Raw genomic sequence first — 20,739 nt, forward strand, 5'->3', positions numbered from 1 at the left:
GAGTACCTGAAGACGTCGCCACACGCGACGGAATTCTTGCCTTCTCTAGAAATCTGACGGCGAAAAATGCTGCTCGCCAGAGTGTTTGGGCCAAAATCCCTAGTTATCGCTTGGTGGTGGTTGGGGTTCGTAGGGGTCGTACCATTTCCATTCGGCGCGTTCGCCGCGGGGGCCTGGGCAGGGTGGGACCGTTGGTGGTGATCCGGTGGGTGGGTGTGCGAGTGATCCGGGGTCGAGGGGTTGGCCGTCGCTGCCGGTGACGCGCAGTTGGTCGGCGGGGCCGGTGATGATGATCTGGCCGCGGTGGTGCATGCGGTGGTGATAGGGACACACCAGTATCAGGTTGTGCAGTTCGGTGGGTCCGCCGTCTTCCCAGTGCACGATGTGGTGGGCGTGTAGCCCGCGGGTGGCCCAGCAGCCGGGTACTTGGCAGGTGCGGTCGCGGTGTTCGAGTGCTCGGCGTAGTCGGCGGCTGATCACCCGTGTGGAGCGTCCGGATCCGATGAGTTGGCCGTGGCGTTCGAGCCACACTTGGCAGGTGGTGTCGCACAACAGCATGCGCCGCTCGGCTTCAGAGAGCACCGGTCCCAGATGCGGCCAGGCCGCGGGTTTGTCCAGGTCCAGGTGCACGATGGCGGTGGTGTGTTGATCGTGGGGGCGTCGGGCCACCTCGGTGTCCCAGGCGGTGTGCACGATGCGCATGAACGCATCGGCCAGGGTGGGAAACGGCGGGCGACACCGCAGATCACCGAGCTGTCGGCGTTCGTGGGTGTCAGCACCGGTGTCGGGGCCGTGATCGGCGGTGTGCTCGCCGATGAGCGCGTCGCGGTGTGATTGCAGGGCGGCCTCGAGTGCGGCGGCCTCGAGGTGGGGCAGGGTGATGCGGTAGGTGGTGGCCTGCTCGCCGACGGTTTTGCTGATGCCCCGTGGCGGGTCGCGGTGGTCGGGTTGGGGGCGCGGTTCGAGTTTGATCGCGAACCGTAGTTGGTTGACCGTGGCCACCGAGGCCATGTCGGCGTAGTGCTCATCAGAGCCCGCCCCGGCGTACTGGGCGATGACCCCGACCTGATCCAGCGACAGGCGGCCCTGGCGCATTTGGGTGGTGCAGCGCGGGAACTCGTCGAAGCGCTGCGCGACGGCGGCCACGTTTTTGGCGGTGGCATCTGCCATGCCCAGTTTCCAGGCCACCAGCGCTTTGACCGAGCGCACACCTTCGGCGGTTGACCACAGGCCGTCGCGGTCGATCTCGGCGATGATTTCCACGATGCGCCCATCGATGGCGTTGCGCTGTCCCGACAACTCGGCCAACTGCTCCAACAGGCCCACCAAACGCTCGTGGGGACCCACATCCACCTGGGCATCCGCAGAAGCGATCGACATGACCACATCATCACAGAAGGGTCCGACAAATCCGGTACGCCCGATCAGCCGAACCGACTGAGCCAAGTAGCGACACGGTCTCGTATTGGCCGCGAACAGGTTTCGAGGAGCGGTTGACGCCATATACCGCGGATACGATGTCTCGATTCTGCATTCGAGTGCCCGATTACCCTCGCGAGGTAGCCCGTGAGACTGCGAAAGACACTGGCGTACCTCGGTGTTGCGCTCCTGGCGCTACCGCTCGCCGCACCGGCGGCGGCGCAGCCCGCCGCCGCAACCGCACGGACGACGCAGTGGATCGTCGTCGGCGTACCCACCGCCGACGCCACCTCGGGCACCCTGACCGCCTTTCAGCGGACCGGACAGCAATGGAAGCCCGTCCTGGGGCCGACGCCGGCCAAAGTGGGTGCCCTCGGCGTGGGCGCACCCGCTGACGGTGTGCACCGCACGCCGGTGGGAACCTTCACGTTCGATCAGGCCTTCGGCCGTCAACCCAACCCGGGCACCAAGATGCCGTACTTCCAGACCACGAATCAGGACTGGTGGGACGAGAACGCCTCCTCACCCACGTACAACACCCACGTGCGTGGGCCCCGTAAACCGTCGTCGATCGCCGAGAACCTGTATGACTCCGGTCCCGTCTACGACTACGCGGTCAACATCACGGTGAACCCGCAGCGGATTCCGGGACGGGTGTCGGGAATCTTCCTGCATGTGACCGACGGGAATCCGACGTGGGGTTGTGTGGCAATCGGGCGCGAGGAGATGCGCACACTGCTGACGTGGCTCGATCCCGCCGCGGCGCCGCAGATCACCATCGGGGTCGGCAGCCCGTCGCTGGTGCTGTCGCGGGCGTGATCAGCGGCGCAACGGCACCGCGGCCTCGAAAGCCGCTGCTTTGCCGTCGGATTGCCACTGCAGCCAGTTTTCCCACCGCTTGAGGTTCGATGCCTGCCACCAGCGGTCGAGCCTGGGCGACAACCGCCGCGCGATCTCAAGGGTGAGGATCATCGGAAAGCGGCTGAGAAGCAACATGATTCCCGGCAGGGCCGACGGTAGCCGGTAGCGACGACGATTCCACGGGAGCATGTACAGCCCGAGATACCCGGCTTGCAGGCGGTAGTGGTACTCGGCGCGAAGGCGCTCCAGGCCGCGGTGCGACGTCGCGGGTTCGAAAGCCGGAACGAAGGACTGAACGAGTTCGGTGCCACTGTCCGCGCTGTCATAGCTGCGCGCCGCGTCGCACATGAACAGGATGCGCCATGCATCGGCGACGGTCTCGGGGAAGTAGCCGTCGCATCGGACCCCGACGAGGTGGCCGCAGTAGCGGTTGAAATGCAGGACGGCGCGCATCTCCCGCGGTGAGGTGAGGTGGCCGAGAAGGAACAGGCCGAACGCCGGTGCGACGCTGCCGCCCAAGAGCGTCAGCAGCATGGCGGACTGGCTGATCGGCAGACCCCAGCGCTCGACGTCCCACTCCGGGTGCGCTCGGACGCGGTCGCGGACACTGACATGCATGATCCGCACGTGCAGGGAAATATTGCGCCCCAACGATCCTGGCGTCAGGATGGCGCCCGGTCGGCAGACTTCGATCCACCACCGCGATGTCTCCAGATACCGGTGCAGGGCGCGTTGGCCGGCGTAACCGCCGGAGAGCGACAGGGGCACCGCCAGCCAGCCCTCGGTGTAGGTGTCGTTGGTACCGGCGTTGCCGAGCGCGCCCAGTGCGTAAGCCCACCGACGCCAGACCGCCGCTCCTTCCTCGACGAGGTCCGGGTCGACCCACTCGGGGAGTTGTTCGAATTCCTCGAACAATGCACGCATCGACTCGGGCGCCTCGGGCACATGGTCGATGCCTTCCCGCTGGGCCTTCTCGACCTGCTCGCGGGCCTTCCTCGCACCGAGCTCACCGTGATAGGTCTCGGCGACGAAGCGTTCGGCGACGGGGTCGCCCTCGTTGAGGCCGGCGATGAACGCCCGCGCGGTGGTATCGGAGGGAAGCAGATCGACACGGGCGAGTCGCTTCACCGCATTCCGCAGGAGCCCGCGGCGGCCGGTCAGCCCCGGGTACCGGAAAGCGGACGGAGCCCCTGGCGGGCGAACTATCGATTCCGGCATGGCTTTGTCATATCGCATACACATCGCGCCTGTACGCCGAACACGTTCCTACCGCTATCCGGTCCGTGTGTAAGGACGGCATGCTCATCGCCAATGACTGGTACCGGCACTGGACCGCGACCACGTCGATCTCCTCACCAACGGCATCCGGGAGATCGACGGACACTGCATCATCACAAAGGACGGCACCGCCCCTGAGGTCGACACGATTCGCCTGTGCGCACCTCCATCAAGCGGTTCGGCTGCGCAGCTGTTGGGCGGAGATCAGCACGGAGATGCCGACCACCGCCGCACCGGTCAACGAGGCGATCAGGACCGACGTGGTGTCGCTCAGGCGCACCGCGATGCCGATCAGCGCCCAGATGATCACCAGGCCGTAGGCGATGTCGCGGTGGCGCAGGTTCATCACCAGTCCGAGTGCGGCCGCCACCGCGACCATGATGACGCCCCAGGTCGGCTCGGAGAGACCGAAACCCGACCAGCCGGCGTCATCGAGGGTGATGGTCGCGTTGGCGATGGTCGCGACCGAAATCCAGCCCAGGTACACCCGGAACGGGATGTGCACCGTCCACCGCTCGAGCGTCGACGTGGGTGGGCGGGAGGCTTGCAGGCGGTAGATGACGATGAGGGCGACCAGCAGCACAACCATCACCAGCATGCTCGGCGGAAACTGGTTGTGGTGCCACGCGAACAGCCAGCAACAGTTGGCAGCGGCGGTCAGCACGTACCAGGGCGCGATCGCGCGCGCGGCGCCGCTGTCGGCGCGGCGCTGCGCGAGTGCCAGACCCAGGTACACGGTGTAGGCGATCAGCCCGAGGTAGATGACGCTCCAGATGGAGAAGACGTAACCGGCGGGCACGAAGTACACCTCGACGCGACGGGTGACGTCACCGGTGGTCTGGCCGTTGATCGGCAGACTGTTGGCGAGGTAGTTGACGACGAGCGTGGCCGCGGTGGCCACACCGACGACAAGTGCCAACAGCACTGTGGAGGTCGATCTTCTGTCGGCCGTCCGGCTCACCATGTGGGCTCCTCACGTTCGCGCGGATGTGCGCTGCATGCCCGTTTGCGAGGATTCCGAACCTAGGTTCGCGTGGTGAGGCCCTGGGCTGTGGCGTTGTCGAAGTCGTCGTCGATGAGAACGACGTCGTGGCCGGCGCGGTCGAGGAACGACGCCGCGATCGACGCCCGATACCCGGAGGCACAGTGCACCCAGACCGTTGAGGGCGGAACCTCGTTGAGCCGCTTGGGCAGTTCGTGCAGCGGTATGTTCACCGCGGACGGTATGCGCTCGGACTCGTACTCGTGGGTCTGCCGCACATCGAGCACCGCCACCGCCTCCGTTCGGCGTCGTTGAGCCAGCCGGCCGAAGTCGGCGACGGAATATGAGCCGAGTGGGAATCCGTCGCGTAGCTCGTCAATGTCTCCGGTGGCGGCCCCCGTCAGCAGGTCCACTCCGATGCGCACCAGTTCGCGTTTCGCGTCGGCGATCTGCTCCGGTGACTCTCCGATGAGCGTGACCGGGGCGCCCCAGTCGTACAGCCAGCCGAAGTAACTGACAAACGAGCCCGACAGCTCGAAACCCAACGAGCCCTGCAGATGTCCGGCGGCGAACGCGGTCCGGCTGCGCAGATCGACCACCCACTCGCGGGCCTCGAGACGGCGCCGTAATTCGGCGGGATCGATCGGCTCAGGGGGTGTCAGGTCGACGGGCGCCGGTCCCCGGCTGTTGATGACGCCCATGTGCGCGTAATACGCGGGGTATGCCGACAGTCCGGCCAGCAGTTCGTCGACGTAGGCCTGTTCGTCCTGTGTCAGTGCCGGGTTGGTGTGCCGCTGTTCACCGATGGTCGACTCGTCACCGGAAGCCGGTGTGGCCGAACAGAAGCTACCGAATCCGTGCGTCGGGTAGACCGGTGTGTCGGCGGGCAGGCGATCGGCGAGCTTGTGGACGGAGTGGTACTGCGCGCGTGCGAGTTCTTCGGTGGCGTCCGCGCCGATCAGGTCGGTGCGCCCGGTGGTGCCGAACAACATCGATCCTCCAGTGAAAACACCGTGAACGTCGTCGTTGTCGTCGCGAAGCACATAGCTGATGTGGTGGTGGGTGTGACCGGGTGTGTGCACCGCCTCCAACTGGATCGGCCCGGCGTCGATGACGTCACCGTCACTGACGGCACGACGCGCGTAACTCACGTCGTCACCGGCGGGCACCACGTACTCGGCGCCGACGGTGCGTGACAGTTCCAGTCCACCGGTCAGATAGTCGTTGTGTAGGTGCGTTTCCAGCACATGGGTGATGCGCGCCTTGCGGCGGCCGGCAACCGCGAGCACTCGGTCGATGTCTCGCTGCGGATCGATCGCAACGGCGACGTCGCCGTGACTGATCAGATAGCTGCGGTCACCGAGCCCGGAGGTTTCGATGATCGAGACGTCCATGGGTTTCCCTTCTGTGGTCAACGGAGGAAGATGGTGTCGACGAGAACGTATGCCGCGACGGCGAATACGAGGTAGGCGAACCAGCGCTGCAGGCGATCGGTGTCGACTTTGGTGCCGAAGTATCCCGCGACCAGCGAGGCGGCCGTCGCGGCGGCGACGAACGCCGCGGTGAGTGACCAGTCGACGCTGATGCCCTGGAGATGCGAGAAGATGCCGGCGAGCGAGTTGGCGACGATGATCAGCAGCGAAGTGCCTATGGCCGTGGACATTTCGACGCCGAGAACCACCACGAGTGCCGGGATGATGAGGAAGCCGCCGCCGACGCCGAACAGCCCGGTCAGCAAGCCGACGACAAGACCGGCCCCGATCGACCGCGGTACACACCGACGCCAGTTGACCTGCCCGGCGTGGACCTCGCAGGCGGTCCCGGTGTTGTCCTGATCGGCCAGCATGCGGATGCCCGCGACCACCATCACGGCCGCAAACCCGATCAGCAGCGCTGACTCGGGCAGATGTCTGCTGATGGCGCTGCCAAGAATGGTCGCGGGGATGCCGGCCGCCGCGAAGATACCCGCCATCCGCCACCGAACCTGCCCGGCACGAATTTTCGGCAGCACACCGACGGCCGATGCCACGGCCACGACGACCAGAGAGATCGGAATGGCCTCCTCGATGCCGAGACCCACGCCGTAGACCAGTGCCGGAACGGCGAGGATCGAACCCCCGCCGCCGAGCAGTCCCAGCAGCACACCGATCACCGCGCCGAGCGTCAGTCCGATCGCCAACGCCATGAATTGCCCTCGACCCGCCTATCGGCGCCACAACCGACGGCCGGGACGGCGCGGCGGTGCGGTCGCCGATTGACAGCGGCAACGCTGTTCGGCCGGCACCGACCGCATCACGTCGTCGACGTGCTGGCCGCAGCCGTCCCATGTGGTCTTGCCGCACAATGGGCATCGGATTGCGTAACACATACAGCTGTCTCCTTCTGATCCGGTTCCTCAAACTGTTGCGTGGGCATCGATCCACGCGTTGTATCCACCCACCAGGTCGGACACGTGCCGAAAACCGTTCGCGCGCAGCAACGAAGCCGCGACACTGGATCGCCAGCCGCCCGCACAGTGCAGCACGATCGGCTCGTCGGTCGGCACTTCACTCATGCGGCTCCGCAACTGCGCCAGCGGGATGTGGATCGATCCGGGGATGGCGCCGGCTTCTCGCTCACCGGGGTTGCGGATATCGATCAACGTCACGGCTTCGGCGGCCAGCATCTCGTCGAGCTCGGAAACCTCTGTCCGAGGCGCAATCTGCACCAGATCCCGAAGCTCGGCGGGCAACCGATCATCGCGGTCGACGTTGAGATAGCCCATCACATTGTCCGAGCCGATGCGGGCCAGCCTCAGCGCGGCCTGCTGTTCTTCTCCCGGATAGGTGATCAGGGCGATCGGTTCCCCGACCTCGGCCACCATCCCGGCGGTCTCGGCGAACCGCCCGTCGAAACCGACGTTCACCGAGCCGCGCAGGTGGCCCGCGGCGAAATCGTCGACACTGCGCGCGTCCACCACGCGCACGCCGTCCGCGAGTGCAGCCCGCATCTGCTCCGGGGTCATCCTGGCGACCATGCGCTGCTCTGGCAGCAGCGGGTGAACCCGCTTGTTCATCGCGGCGTCGACGGCGAAATATGCCGGTGCGGCGGGCTGACCGTGGATGAGCATCGAGACGAAGTCGTCTTCGCTCATCGGTTGAACCGACGGGTTGCTCACCCGCTGTTCGCCGATTGTCGACGTGAGTTCGGTCGACAGGTTCTTGCCGCACGACGAGCCGGCGCCGTGCGCGGGCAGCACCTTCACGTGGTCGGGCAGTTTCATCAACGTGTCGTGGATCGTGTGGAACATCGCACGAGCCAGGTCGCTGGCCGAGCCGTCCCCGATATTGACCAGATCCGGTCTGCCGACGTCACCGATGAACAGCGAGTCGCCCGTCAGGACGGCCGTCGGCTCGGCGTCGGCACGCTCGCGAACCAGCACGCTGATCGATTCCCAGGTGTGGCCCGGTGTCGAGAGGATCTCCAGGTCGACGTCCCCCAGCGACACGTGTTCCCGGTCAGCCAGGCGGCGGATCGGATAGTCGGTCTCGGCGGCCTCTCCGAAGCCAATCCAAGCGCCGGTGGCATGGACGAGTTCGAGGTGCCCGGAGACGAAGTCGGCATGGAAGTGGGTGTTGATGACGCCCTCGATCATGAGCCCGTGTCTACGCGCATCGGCCAGGTATTCGGTGATGTCGCGGCGCGGGTCCACGACAATCGCGCGTCCGGTCGACTCGTCACCGATCAGGTAAGACGCGTGTGACAGGCATTCGATGTAGTACTGCTCAAGGATCATCTTCGTTGTCCCTTCTCATCGTCGGGGTGTCGGCTCGATACCCTTCCGGGTATAGTCGACAATACACCCGGGGGTATCTATTCCGCAAATACCCCCGCGGGTAATCTGGACAGCGAAGTGGAAAGGAAAAGCCATGGTTGGTGACCAGGAGGCCATCGCAGCCGTACTCAACCGGCTACGGCGTGCGCAGGGACAACTCGCCGGTGTGATCGGGATGATCGAGCAGGGCCGTGAGTGCAAGGACGTCGTCACTCAGCTCGCGGCGGTGTCGCGGGCGCTCGACCGCGCGGGCTTCAAGATCGTCGCGACGGGCCTACGCGAGTGCATGACCGGGGACCACGAGGGTAATGAACGGCCCATGACCGAGGAAGAACTCGAGAAGCTCTTCCTGGCGTTGGCCTGACAGATTCGCTCGAGGAGGAGGTCGGAGCGATCGGGGGCTGCGAGGTGTCGTCGGAAACGCTCAGGCGAGCTTCGCGAGCGCGGCCTCGGGGTCGTATCCGGCGAACCCGTCGAGGCGGCCGTCGCGCAGGCGGTTGACCCACGCCGGATCGGCGAGCAGGGCCCGACCGATGGCGACGATGTCGAACTCGTCGGCGTCGAACTGCTCGACCAGACGGTCGACGGGGGCAGGCTGGATCACCTGGCCCTGCTTCTCGCTGCGGAACTGCGTCTCCAGCCCGACCGAGCCGACCGCGATGACGGGCACGCCGGTTACCTTCTTCGTCCAGCCGGCCAGGCTCAACTCGCCGTCGTGGTCGGGGAACGCCGGTGCGTAGTGCCTGCGGGTCGACGGGTGCAGAACGTCGATCCCTGCATCCACCAGTGGCGCAAGCAGTTCCTGCAGTTCGGTCGGATCCGCGGCGACGGACGCGGTGTAGTCGGTGCCCTTCCATTGAGAGAACCGGAAGATGATCGGGTAGTCCGGGCCGACGGCGGCGCGGACGGCGGCCACCACCTCGGCAGGGAAGCGGGTTCGGGCGGTCAGCGACCCGCCGTATTCGTCCGTGCGCAAATTGGTTCGGTCCCAGAAGAACTCGTCGAGCAGATAGCCGTGGGCACCGTGCAGTTCGACCGCGTCGAAGCCGACCTCCCGAGCGGTGGCGGCGCTTTCGGCGTACTGATCGGCGAGTCGGTGTAGTTCGCGGACCTCGAGCGCCCGGCCCCGAGGCCGACCGCGGCCGTCGACACCCGAGGGGCCGACGGGCACCACACCGTCGGCGTCGTCACGCTGCACGCCCTGATGCCACAGTTGCGCGGCGATCATGCCGCCCTCGCGATGAACCGAGCCGACGACACGCCGCCAGCCGGCGAGCACCTCGTCGCCCGCGATCGTCGGGATGCTGGCCGGGTATCCGGCGGCCGCATCCGGTAGCCGGATGCCCTCGGTGATGATCAGCCCGACCCCGCCCGCGGCCCGCCGACGGTAGTACTCCGCCACGTCGGCGCCCGGCACCCCGCCCGGCGAGGCCTGACGGGTCATCGGGGCCATCGCGAACCGGTTGGGCACCGTCAGGGAGCGGACCGTGAACGGTCGAAAGAGATCGTCAATCGCCATGAACCGATCCAACGCGAGACCGCGCGGGCCGATTCCATCGGGCCACGCGGCGCGGGCTTACCTAACCTTCGGAGGGCTTGTCGACCTGGTCCTCGGGCAGCGGCAGCGCCTCGGCTCCGGGAGTGGCGGGCGCCATCACGTCGGCGTCCTTGGTGGCGGGCTCTGGCGTTACGTTCTCGTCTGGAGATGTCATGTCCGACTCCGTACCCGTAGGCGCTCACCGGTAATCACACAAAAGCGTTCCGCCGAGCGTGGGGTTGTGTCACGCGAATCCGCGACAAATGTGACGCAAGGCCACACTCGGCAAGAAGGCGTCGCGCGTCGCTCAGTCGAACCGGCCGGCGTCGACGACCCGCAATACGACCGCGCCGGCCTCGTCGGAGGCGACAAGGTCGACCTCCACGGTGAAGCCCCAGTCGTGGTCGCCCGCGGGATCGTCGAAAATCTGCCGCACCCGCCACACTTCGGGCGCACGGTCGATGATCAGCAGCGCCGGGCCGCGCGCGTCGGCGCCGGTGCCGACGTCGTCGTGCTCGTCGAAGTAGTCCTGCCCGACCTGCTCCCAGCGCGCCGCCGTCCATCCCGAACCGCTGTCCAGCGCGCCGAGTTCGTCCCAGCGCTGCCGGGCGAACAACTGCACCCGCCGGAACAACGCGTTGCGCACCATCGCCGTGAACGCACGCTGGTTGCCGGACAGCGGGCGCGGCGTGCTCGGCACCGCCGCCGGTGCGTCATGTGGCTGGTCGGGGTCGGTCAGCTGCTCCCACTCGTCGAGCAGGCTCGAATCCACCTGGCGGACAAGCTCGCCGAGCCACTCGACAATATCGGCGAGTTCCTCGGTCCTGGCCGCGGCGGGAACCCCGGACCGCAGCGCCTTGTACGCATCGGACAGGTAGCGCAGCACCGCCCCCTCGGCGCGGGTCAGGCCGTACTCGCTGACGTATTCGCGGAAAGTCATGGCGCGTTCCCACATCTCGCGCACCACCGACTTCGGGGACAGCGCGGCGTCGGCGGCCCACGGGTTGCTCTGCAGGTAGACCTCGAAGGTGTGCTCGAGCAACTCCTCGAGCGGCCTGGGGTAGGTGATGTCGTCGAGCAGTTCGATGCGCTCGTCGTACTCGATGCCTTCGGCCTTCATCGCGGCGACGGCCTCGCCGCGGGCCTTGTTCAGCTGCGCCGCCAAGATCTGACGCGGATCCTCCAGCGTCGCCTCGATCACCGAAACCACATCCAGTGCAAAGGTTTCCGATGTCGGATCGAGCACATCGACGGCGGCCAGAGCGAATGTCGACAACGGTTGATACAACGCGAAGTTCGGCGGCAGGTCGACGGTCAGCCGGTATCTGCTGCCGTCGGGACCGGGCTGGTCGAGGCGCTCCACCACACCGGCCTGTAGCAGTGAGCGCGCGATGCCGACGGCTTCACGGATGTGCTGCAACTGCCGTTTGCGCGGCTCGTGGTTGTCGGTCAACAGCCGCCGCATCGCCTCGAAGGGGTCGCCGGGACGGTCGACGACGTCGAGCATCATCGCCGTCGACACCCGCATGTTGCTGGTCAGCGGTTCGGGCGTGGCCTCGATCAACCGGTTCATCGTCGACTCGCTCCACGGCACCATGCCCTCGGGAGCCTTGCGGCGCACCAGCTTCCGGCGCTTCCTGGGGTCGTCGGCGACCTTGGCGAACTGTTTGAGGTTCTCCACCTCGTGGTCGGGCGCCTGCACGACGACGGTGCCCGCGGTGTCGTAGCCGGCCCGCCCGGCCCGACCCGCGATCTGGTGGAACTCGCGCGCATTGAGCAGCCGGGTGCGCACCCCGTCGTACTTCGACAGCGCCGAGAACACCACCGTGCGGATCGGCACATTGATGCCGACACCCAGCGTGTCGGTGCCGCAGATCACCTTGAGCAGACCGGCCTGCGCCAACTGTTCGACCAGCCGCCGGTACTTCGGCAGCATCCCGGCGTGGTGCACTCCGATACCGTGTCGCACCAACCGGGACAGCGTCGCGCCGAAGGCCGTGGAGAACTGGAACGCGCCGATCATCTCCCGGATCTCGGCCTTCTGCTCTTTGGTGCTGACGTTGACGCTCATCAACGCCTGCGCGCGCTCCAACGCCGAGGCCTGGGTGAAGTGCACGACGTAGATCGGGGCCTGCGCGGTCTCGAGCAGATCGCCGATCGTCTCGTGCATCGGAGTGTTCGAATACGAAAAGAACAGCGGCACTGGGCGTTCGGCGTTGGCCACCAGCGCCGTCGGGCGGCCGGTGCGCCGGGTGAGGTCGTCGCGCAGGAACGAGACGTCACCCAGCGTCGCCGACATCAGCAGGAACTGCGCCTTCGGCAGCTCCAGCAGCGGAACCTGCCACGCCCATCCGCGGTCCGGATCGCCGTAGAAATGGAACTCATCCATCACCACCAACGCGATGTCAGCGTCGGCCCCTTCGCGCAGCGCGATGTTGGCCAGTACCTCGGCGGTGCAGGTGATGATCGGCGCCTCGGCGTTGACCGCGGCGTCACCGGTCAGCATGCCAACGTTGTCCGCGCCGAACACCTTGCACAGCGCGAAGAACTTCTCGCTGACCAGCGCCTTGATCGGCGCGGTGTAGAAGCTGCGGCCGTGCCGTGCACCGGATCGGGCCAGCGCCGCGAACAGCGCGCCCGTGGCCACCAGCGACTTCCCCGAACCGGTCGGGGTTGCCAGGATGACGTTGGCGCCGCTGACCAACTCGATCAGCGCTTCCTCCTGCGCCGGATACAGCACGGTGCCGTTGGCCTCGGCCCAGGCGGCGAAGGCCGTGAACAGCGCGTCGGGATCGGCGCCCAGCCCTTGTGCGATGTCGGTGAGTGAAGCCTCAGGCACCTCGATGCACCGGCCCCAGCCGGTCGGCGATCTGCTCGGCGGCTTGCTCGACCTCGGTGAGCCTGCTCCGCAGCCGCTCGGGCGCCCAAGCGAGTGCGATTCGCGCTGGGGGCCAGTTGCTTTCGTCGATCGGCACCAACTTGAACTCCGGCGGGGAGAACATCTTGCCGATGAACGAGTCGGGTGCGTAACTCACCAGCGCGACGAGATGCCGGTTGAACACGGCGGTGGCCATCTCGAGTTCGCCGCCGCGCTGGTTGGTGGTGCGGACGATGCGGTGCACACCGCGGCTGTTGAGTTGTCGGGTCAGCCCGGCCAGCACCACCGGATTGGGCCGGGCGAAGTCGATCACGACCTCCCGGTCGAGCAGTTCCTCGATCGCCACAAGGTCTTTGGCGGCCAGGGGATCGTCGAAGCGCACCGCGACCGCACCCTGATAGCTGGCCACCACCTTGTGACGCAGGCGTTTGTCACCGGCGGGCAGGTGGATCAGGCCCAGCTCGGCTTGTCCGGCGATCAGCTTGGCGGCGACCTCGGTACCCGACCCGGGAACTCCGAACTCCGTCGGGACGGGCAGGTCGGTCAGCACCGTCTCCAGTTGCGCGAGCAGGTCGGACGGCGCATAGGCGGTGGCGCTCAGCCGAAGCGGCGCCGGACCCTGCACACCGTGCTTCGCGGTGGCTTTGAACTCTTCGACCTGTCGCAGGATTTCGCGGGCCGGGCCGATCAACCGTTCGCCGAGCGGGCTCAGCCGCACGTCGTGGTAACCGCGCTCGAACAACGGTCCGCCGAGTTCCTTCTCGAGGAGCTTGATCTGCTTGCTCAGTGGGGGCGGCGTGATCATCAGCTTGTCGGCAGCCCGCTTGAAGTGCAGTTCGTCGGCCACGGCGACGAAGTACCTGAGCCTGGTGAAGTCGATGTCCATTCCTGCGGTGTCTCGTACGGGTGCCGTGCCACCCGAATGCTACGAGATCACCGGTGCACCCGGGTCAGACCTGCACGTCGCCTGTGGTGGTCTCGAGCACCCTTAGCCGATGCAGCGCCTCGATCTCCGCCGGGTTCAGGCCGAGAAGTTCGGTGGCGATCTCGGCGGTCTGCTCGCCGATGAGCGGGGCCTGCAGCAACGGGGGATCGGCCACGTGATCGCAGTGGATCTGCACGTTCTCCATCGTGAACGGGACGTCTGCGTGCGGGTGAAGCTCCTCGCGGAACGATCGCCGCTGCTGGTAGTACCCCCACGACGGGAGCTCGTCGGCGTGCATGACGGCACCCGCGGGCACGCCCGCGGCCTGCAGCCTTTCCATCGCCTCGGTCCGCGAATGCCGCGTGGTCCAGGCGCGCACGGCGTCGGGGTCGACCTCACCGTCGCCGGGCAGGCCGATGACCCAGCGCAGCGCCTGCAGCTCGGCGTCGTCGCGCACGGTGATCGCGATCCACTCGTTGTCGCCCGCGGCCGGGAACAGTCCCCACGGTGTCCTGCCTCCCGTGCCGGAGCGGGGGTGTCCGGCACGCTCGAGAGCGTCGGCGGCGATGTCGGCGGCGACATGACTGAGCATGACCTCGGCCTGGGCGATGCTCGCCGACCCGCCCTCGCCGGTGCGTTCCCGGCGCAGGAGCAGCGCAATCGCAGACAGGGCGCCGATCCTGGCCGCGACGTGGTCGGGGTAGACGGTGACGGTGTCGCAGAATGTCTCGGGCTCGCCCGGGTACACCCACTGACTGGTGAACCCGACGGCGGCGCGCACCAGCGGCCCGTAGCCCAGGCGGTTGGCCCACGGACCGCTGGGACCGAAAGCGGAACTGTCCACCACGACGATGCCCGGGTTGATCCGTCGCAGCGTCGCATAATCCATGCCCAACGCCTCGGCGACGCCGGGTTTGAAATTCGTCAGCACCACATCGGAGACCCGCACCAGGCGGTGGGCGAGTTCCAGGCCCTCCTCCGTGCGCAGATCGAGTCCGATCGAGCGCTTGTTGCGGTGCCCCGCGGCGAACGGTTGGGTCATCGTGTTCAGCTTGCCGACGCGCAGGCCGTCGGGATGCGCGGAGTGCTCGATCTTGACGACGTCGGCGCCCAGATCACCGAAGAGCCGCCCGGTGTCGGCGCCGACGACGATGACCCCGAGGTCCAGCACCCGGATGCCCTCCAGTGGGCGGCCCTCGCCCTGGCGCCGGCGGCTAGCCAACAACGGAGCGGCGGTGAGGCGTTCGGAGCGTTCGGACGCGATGTCCAGCGCGCTCGCCCGGTGTCCGTCGATCTCGCTGACGCCCACCGGGATCGGAGCCACCACGCCGGGTGCCAGCTCCACGTCACGGAAAAAGCCACGCGCGCTGAAGTGTTCGGCGGTCAACGCCTCCGACAGGGTCAGCACCGCCGCCGTGGGAACACCGTGGGCCTGACCCTGGGACTCCAACTCCACGCGGGTCTTGTCGGCGCAGAAAGCGGCGATCGCATCGAGCAGATGCGGTGAGCGGAACCGCTTTCCGAGCTTGTCGTAGGAGGGGTCGGCGAACTGCTCGGGGCTGCCCATCCAGGTGAACATTCCGCGCCACTGCCGTTTGGCCAGGATGCAGATGCGGACGTGGCCGTCCTTGCAGGGGATGATCGGATAACGCTGGCGTTCGGCGTCCCAGTCACGCTGTTGCAGCTTCACCGCGACGCCCGCCGCGGCGCTGCCCGCCGAGCCGAACGGCGGGTCGAGCGTTTGCATTGCCCCGTCGAGGATCGAGAAGTCGATCAGGTCACCCTCGCCGGTGCGCAAGCGGTCGAGGTAGACCGCGACGGCCATCACCGCGGCCTGCGCGGCGGCCACGTGGTAGGGCAGTTCGCCCGGCGGTACCAACGGCTCGCGGCCCGGGATGCCGGACCGCGACAGCTCGCTGGTCAAGGCGTGGAACACCGGACCGGTGCCCTGCCAGGTGCGGTAGTCGTTGTCGCGGCCGAAGTCGCTGAGCGACAGGATCACCAGCGCCGGATGCTGTACGCGGATCTCACGCACCGCCAGTTTCGCCTCGGCGAGCGACCCGGGCCGGGTGTTCTCAATCAGGATGTCGGCCCCGGCAACCATTTTCGCGAACCCGTCGCGCCCCGCCGCGGTCGACGGAGCCAGCTCGACGGTCTCCATGCCGTGCCGGTCGATGGCGGTCTGCACACCTACCCCTGCCAGGTGCGGTCCCACCACGTCGTCGTCGGTGACACCGAGCAGGCGCAGCACCGTCACCCGCGCCCCGAGGTCGGCGAGCAGCCGGCCGATTGCGCTCATCGGGCCCGAGCTCAGGTCGAGGATCCGCATCCCCGACAGCGGCGGATCGTATGCGGCAGCGTGGGACACGGGTCAGCTCCTGCGGGCCTGACGGAACGGGATGTCGCGGTCGGCCTCGGGCTCCTTGGGCAGCCCCAGCACGCGCTCGCCGATGATGTTGCGCTGGATCTGGTCGGTGCCGCCGCCGATCGAGGTGAAGAACGCGTTGAGAGTCAGGAAGTTGACATCGTCGGCCACCGGGTTCTCGGGGCCGGCCAACAAGGCCTGCGCGCCGATGATCTGTGTCTTCATCGCCGCCTCGGTGTGCAGGATCTTCGACATCGCAAGCTTGCCCAGCGACATGATCGAGCTCGACGTGCCCTGTGACGTACTGGCTTTCGCGCGCGCGTTGTTGAGCCGGTTCAGCTCCCGCATTGCCAGCACCTTAGCCAGCGGGTAGCGCACCGCGGGATCGTCGAGGACGCCGTACTCGCGGGCGAGCTCGATCAGACTGTCCGCCTTGCGGTTACGCGAGCCGCGACCACTGTCACCCATGATGGACCGTTCGTAGGCCAGCGCGGTCTGAAGCGCGCGCCATCCGTTGCCCTCGCCGCCCAGCAGGTAGTCGTCGGAGACGGTCGCATCGTTGATGAACACCTCGTTGAAGTGCGATTCACCGGTGATCTGCACCAGCGGGCGCACCTCGATGCCCGGCTGCTTCATCGGCATGATGAACAGGCTCAGGCCCTTGTGTTTGGGCACATCCCAATCGGTGCGGGCCAGCAGCAGCGCGTAATCGGCCGTGAGCGCGCCCGACGTCCACACCTTCTGCCCGTTGACGACCCACTGGTCGCCGTCGCGGACGGCGGTGGTGCGCACGCTGGCCAGGTCGGAACCGGCGCCCGGTTCGCTGTAGAGCAGGCAGGTGCGGGACCGCTCGACCAGGAAATCGCGCAGCAGATCGCCTTTGATTCTCTCGGTGCCGAGCTTGAGGGTGGTGTTGGCCGGGATGTTGTACTTGTCCTGCCGCGACCCCGGCGCCTTGATCGCCGAGAACTCCTGGCCGATGACGGCCGCGAGGTCACTGGGGTATCCGCGGCCGAACCACTCGGTGGGATAGGTCGGCACGGCGTAACCGGCGTCGAGCACCTTCTCCAGCCAGGCGATCCGCTCGGGTGACGACACCCACGGGTCGTCGGAGGAGGGAAGTGGAGTCCAGTTGTCGCGCAACCATTCCCGGACCTCGGCGCGGAGCTCGTCGGCGGTGGGCAGCGGGCTGGTCATGTCAGGCACCTTTCGAGACGAGGTAGCGCTCGCGATGCAGGCGCGGACCGCCGAACAACTGCAGGCCGGTGCGCGCTCTCCGCAGAAACAGGTGGGCGGGGTGCTCCCAGGTGAAACCGATACCGCCGTGCATCTGGATCGCGTTCATGGCGATGGTCTCGTAGGCCTCGGCGCAGGCGAAACCGGCCAATGCGACCGCCCCGTCGGCACTTTCACTGCGCGCGGCCTTCTCGGCGGCCGCGTGCTGGGCGGCCGATGTCGCGTTCTCGACCTCGATCAGCAGGTCGGCGGCCATGTGCTTGAGCGCCTGGAAGCTGCCGATCTGGCGGCCGAACTGGACGCGGGTCTTGAGGTAGTCGACGGTCAACTCGAAGAGCCGGCGCGAGCCGCCCACCTGCTCGCCTGCCGAGGCGATCACGGCGTGGTCCAGGGCCTCCTGTACGGCGTCCCACCCGGCGGTGCCGAGCCGCCGCGCGGGTGTGGAAGCGAAGGTGAACGTCGACAACCGCACGGTCGGGTCGAAAACCGTGACCGCGGTGCGGGTGAGACCCTCGGCGTCGGGCGCCACCTCGAAGACACCGACGCCCTCGGCGGTACGCGCGACGACAAGCACGACATCGGCCACCTGACCCCAGGTGACGTAGTGTGCGGCGCCGGTGAGGGAGCCGTCGGCGCCGGCCTCGACGTCGACACCCTGCGCCGTCCAGGAGCCGGACTGCCCGGTGACCGCGACGGTGCCGATGGCCGTGCCGTCGGCCAGCCCCGGCAGGAGTCGGCGCTTGTCCTCGTCGGAGCCCGCGGCCTGCACGAGCGTCACCGCCAACACGGCGCTCGAGATGAACGGTGCGGGCAGAAGTGCCGCACCCGTCTCCTCGGCGACGGCCTCGAGCTCGAGTGCACCGAAGCCCAGACCGCCGAGTTCGTCGTCGACGAGCATGCCGAGCAAGCCCTGATCGGCGAGCCGGCGCCACAAGTCTCGGTCGAAGCCGTCGTCGGACGTCATCACCCCGCGCACGTCGTCCTCGGTGCACCTGTCACCCAGCAACTCGCGCACCGCCGAACGCAGTTGTGCGCGCTCGGCCGCACTGATCGTCATCCCAACCGCCTCTCCTGGCTAGCTGGGTCCATGGTTGGGCCCCGGCGGCCGGGTGTAAATCACGAATCGCGACACCGGGGGGTTTCCGATTGGGACATCCGAGAGGCGGCCGGGTCGCTACTGCATATGAGCCTGGCCCCGGCCGTCGATCAGGCTGTCGAGGCCCCGCTGCCACCTGGCGGAGCGGACGCGGTTACACACCGCGCGGGTGATCAGGATGACAGCCGCCGCCGTCCCGAGGGCGGCGAGCAGGACGAGTGCGCCCGCCGTGACGGCTTCCATCGCCGCGTGGGGAGCCCCGCGCTTGGAGTCGAACAGTGCGGTGCCGACGGCGCCGGCGATAGGCACGGCGAACAGTGACAGGGCGACGGCCACGGTGATGATCACGGCCTCGATCCGATCCACGGAGCGGACCAGGGGATCGCGCCCCCGCAGACGCATCAGCGCCGGCCACCGGGGCACGCGGAGGGTGAAGGTGGCCCACCCCTGGTCGTCACCCAACCGAGCGGTGGTCTGGGGTTGATCGTTGCCACCCGGGCGGTACACCGTGCTCTCCTCTCGCGCTTTTACCTCTTTCATCCCATGGTGAGCCTGATCGCCGACGCTCGCTTGCCGGTGCCCGACAACCCCGACGCAGCCGGTTGTCGCCGTCCCACAACGCCGTGAGCACGGGCCGGGGTGCTTCGGCGCGGCGGTGGACGGGTACCCCTGACCGTCATCGAATCGGGAAGGGCCGCACATGAGCGATACGCGTAAGCGTCAACTGGGCGATACCGACAGCCCCATCGAGGACGAGTTGGAGGGCGCCTTCGCGCGGATGGTCGACGAAGGCACCCAGCGTCTGCACCGGACCTGGCGCGAAGTTCTGGTCACCGGCTTCTTCGGCGGCACCGAGGTCGCGGTCGGCGTACTCGCCTACCTGTCGGTGTTGGCCGCCACGCACAACCACCTGCTCGCCGGTATCGCGTTCTCGATCGGGTTCCTCGCGCTGCTGCTCGGCCGCAGCGAGCTGTTCACCGAGGGGTTCCTGGTGCCGGTCACCACGGTCGTGGCCAAACGCGCCAGCGTCGGGCAGTTGCTGAAGCTCTGGAGCGGGACGCTGATCGCCAATCTCGTTGGGGGCTGGGCGATCATGTGGCTGATCATGACGGCCTACCCGAAACTGCATGCGCAGACCATCGAGTCGGCCACCCACTTCGCCACCGCCCCGCTGTCGGCGGAGACGGTAACGCTGTCGCTGCTCGGCGGCATGGTCATCACGTTGATGACGCGCATGCAGCACGGGACCGAGTCGACGTTCGGCAAGATCGCCGCCGCGGTCGCCGGTGGTTTCCTGCTTGCCGGCCTGCAGATGTTCCATTCGATTCTGGACTCGCTGTTGATCTTCGGTGCGCTCATCGCCGGTGCCCCGTTCGGGTACGGCGACTGGGCGACGTGGTTCGGCTACACGGTCGTCGGCAACGTGGTGGGCGGTCTGCTGCTCGTGACCCTGCTACGTCTGCTGCGCAGCAAGGACCGTCTGAAAGATGAGCGACAGGATGCGGAGGAGTCGTGAACCTCAGCGGCCGCGCCATCGCGGTGCGCGCTTCTCCTGCCACGCTGTGATGCCCTCGCGCACGTCCTCGGTCGCGGCGGCCACCTTGCGCATCGTCTCGCCGAACCGCACCGATTCGATCCAGCCCATGTTGGCCGTGCGCCAGGCCACCTCCTTGGTGGCGCGCTGCGCCAGCGGGGCGGCCTCGGTGAGTGTGCGTGCCCACGACTGTGCCTCGGCTCGCAGGTCACCGGGTTCGACCAGTCGCCACACCAACCCGATCTCCTTGGCGCGTTCGGCGTCGATCGGTTTGCCGGTCAACAGCAACTCCATCGCATCGGCCCACCGGACGCGTTCGGGCAACCGGATCGCGCCGACGATCGTGGGCACGCCGATGGAGACCTCCGGGAACGCGAAAGTGGCTGCGGTGGAGGCGATCACGAAGTCACAGAACAGGACGCCGGTCAAACCGTAGCCGATGCACGGGCCGTTGACCGCCGCGATCGTCGGCTTGAACAGTTCCATGCCGCTCTCGAACGAGTTGATCGTCGGCTTCTCCCAGAACGTGCCCCCGAAGGTGCCGACCGAGCCCTCGCCGTCCTTGAGGTCGCCGCCGGCGCAGAAGACGTCGCCGTTGGCGGTGAGGATCCCCACCCACGCGTCCTCGTCGTCGCGGAACCGCTCCCAGGCCGCGTTCAGGTCGCGGCGCAGCGCGCCGTTGATCGCGTTGCGCGCTTCGGGCCGGTTGAGGGTGATGGTGGCGATGTGATCGTCCAACTCGTAGGTGACGAGGCTCATGGCTGCACCCTAGCCAGGTGACATCGCGCCGATGTCTGACGATGTCGAGAATCCC

General features: G+C 67.3%; 18 protein-coding genes. 3 read left to right on the top strand and 15 right to left on the bottom strand.

From position 1 onward, the window contains the following. Positions 1-99 precede the first annotated feature (99 nt). The gene (locus tag RMCN_RS28480) at positions 100-1,380 is read right to left on the bottom strand and encodes an HNH endonuclease signature motif containing protein (RefSeq protein ID WP_067396526.1); all 1,281 of its coding nucleotides are present in this window, start codon (positions 1,378-1,380) and stop codon (positions 100-102) included. Positions 1,381-1,566: 186 nt separating this feature from the next. On the opposite strand from RMCN_RS28480, the gene RMCN_RS28485 reads away from it, so the two are divergent. Beyond that, positions 1,567-2,238: a L,D-transpeptidase family protein gene (locus RMCN_RS28485; RefSeq protein ID WP_064413707.1), complete on the top strand. Its 672-nt coding sequence runs from the start codon at positions 1,567-1,569 to the stop codon at positions 2,236-2,238. On the opposite strand, the gene RMCN_RS28490 is transcribed toward RMCN_RS28485, so the two are convergent. The 5 genes from RMCN_RS28490 to RMCN_RS28510 form a co-directional block, all read right to left on the bottom strand. Next, on the bottom strand, positions 2,239-3,498 hold the full coding sequence (locus RMCN_RS28490; RefSeq protein WP_067396528.1) for an oxygenase MpaB family protein: 1,260 nt from the start codon (positions 3,496-3,498) through the stop codon (positions 2,239-2,241). It lies immediately after the preceding gene. A 229-nt stretch (positions 3,499-3,727) separates the two neighbouring features. Further along, positions 3,728-4,522 (bottom strand): TspO-related membrane protein, encoded by a 795-nt coding sequence (locus RMCN_RS28495; RefSeq protein ID WP_067396361.1) that lies wholly within the window; start codon positions 4,520-4,522, stop codon positions 3,728-3,730. A 59-nt stretch (positions 4,523-4,581) separates the two neighbouring features. Next, positions 4,582-5,934: an MBL fold metallo-hydrolase gene (locus RMCN_RS28500; protein ID WP_067396363.1), complete on the bottom strand. Its 1,353-nt coding sequence runs from the start codon at positions 5,932-5,934 to the stop codon at positions 4,582-4,584. A gap of 17 nt (positions 5,935-5,951) precedes the next feature. Next, positions 5,952-6,725, bottom strand: a complete 774-nt coding sequence (locus tag RMCN_RS28505) for a sulfite exporter TauE/SafE family protein (RefSeq protein WP_067396366.1) — start codon at positions 6,723-6,725, stop codon at positions 5,952-5,954. Positions 6,726-6,935: 210 nt separating this feature from the next. Continuing rightward, positions 6,936-8,315: a rhodanese-like domain-containing protein gene (locus tag RMCN_RS28510; protein WP_067396369.1), complete on the bottom strand. Its 1,380-nt coding sequence runs from the start codon at positions 8,313-8,315 to the stop codon at positions 6,936-6,938. Positions 8,316-8,448: 133 nt separating this feature from the next. Between RMCN_RS28510 and RMCN_RS28515 the strand changes: the two genes are divergently transcribed. Then, positions 8,449-8,718 (top strand): metal-sensitive transcriptional regulator, encoded by a 270-nt coding sequence (locus tag RMCN_RS28515; protein ID WP_064413713.1) that lies wholly within the window; start codon positions 8,449-8,451, stop codon positions 8,716-8,718. 60 nt (positions 8,719-8,778) lie between these two features. Here RMCN_RS28515 and RMCN_RS28520 read toward each other — a convergent pair whose 3' ends face one another. The 8 genes from RMCN_RS28520 to RMCN_RS28550 all read right to left on the bottom strand — a co-directional run bounded on the left by RMCN_RS28520 (position 8,779) and on the right by RMCN_RS28550 (position 18,898). Continuing rightward, positions 8,779-9,873, bottom strand: coding sequence for an NADH:flavin oxidoreductase (locus RMCN_RS28520; RefSeq protein WP_067396372.1), 1,095 nt, complete (start codon positions 9,871-9,873; stop codon positions 8,779-8,781). Positions 9,874-9,934: 61 nt separating this feature from the next. Further along, a complete protein-coding gene (locus RMCN_RS31920) occupies positions 9,935-10,066 on the bottom strand; it encodes a hypothetical protein (RefSeq protein ID WP_263987676.1) in 132 nt (43 codons plus the stop codon). Positions 10,067-10,198: 132 nt separating this feature from the next. Beyond that, positions 10,199-12,730, bottom strand: a complete 2,532-nt coding sequence (locus tag RMCN_RS28525) for a DEAD/DEAH box helicase (protein ID WP_234787821.1) — start codon at positions 12,728-12,730, stop codon at positions 10,199-10,201. Further along, positions 12,723-13,655: a LysR family transcriptional regulator gene (locus RMCN_RS28530; protein WP_067396377.1), complete on the bottom strand. Its 933-nt coding sequence runs from the start codon at positions 13,653-13,655 to the stop codon at positions 12,723-12,725. Before RMCN_RS28530 ends, RMCN_RS28525 begins: the two co-directional genes overlap by 8 nt. 64 nt (positions 13,656-13,719) lie before the next feature. Beyond that, the gene (locus RMCN_RS28535) at positions 13,720-16,023 is read right to left on the bottom strand and encodes a CaiB/BaiF CoA-transferase family protein (RefSeq protein WP_067396380.1); all 2,304 of its coding nucleotides are present in this window, start codon (positions 16,021-16,023) and stop codon (positions 13,720-13,722) included. A 42-nt stretch (positions 16,024-16,065) separates the two neighbouring features. Then, positions 16,066-17,256, bottom strand: a complete 1,191-nt coding sequence (locus tag RMCN_RS28540) for an acyl-CoA dehydrogenase family protein (protein WP_067396382.1) — start codon at positions 17,254-17,256, stop codon at positions 16,066-16,068. A gap of 1 nt (position 17,257) precedes the next feature. Beyond that, positions 17,258-18,352 (bottom strand): acyl-CoA dehydrogenase family protein, encoded by a 1,095-nt coding sequence (locus tag RMCN_RS28545; RefSeq protein WP_067396386.1) that lies wholly within the window; start codon positions 18,350-18,352, stop codon positions 17,258-17,260. 117 nt (positions 18,353-18,469) lie between these two features. After that, entirely contained in the window at positions 18,470-18,898 is a 429-nt protein-coding gene (locus tag RMCN_RS28550; protein WP_234787822.1) for a hypothetical protein, read from the bottom strand. 193 nt (positions 18,899-19,091) lie between these two features. Here RMCN_RS28550 and RMCN_RS28555 point away from each other — a divergent pair, with 193 nt between their 5' ends. Next, a complete protein-coding gene (locus tag RMCN_RS28555; protein ID WP_067396392.1) occupies positions 19,092-19,907 on the top strand; it encodes a formate/nitrite transporter family protein in 816 nt (271 codons plus the stop codon). A 3-nt stretch (positions 19,908-19,910) separates the two neighbouring features. Here the strand turns inward: RMCN_RS28555 and RMCN_RS28560 are convergent, their stop codons facing one another. Further along, complete coding sequence (locus RMCN_RS28560) at positions 19,911-20,684, bottom strand: enoyl-CoA hydratase/isomerase family protein (protein ID WP_067396394.1); 774 nt, start codon at positions 20,682-20,684, stop codon at positions 19,911-19,913. Between the last annotated feature and the right edge of the window lie 55 nt (positions 20,685-20,739).

The sequence above is a fragment of the Mycolicibacterium novocastrense genome (assembly GCF_001570485.1).
Taxonomy (GTDB): Bacteria; Actinomycetota; Actinomycetes; order Mycobacteriales; family Mycobacteriaceae; genus Mycobacterium; species Mycobacterium novocastrense.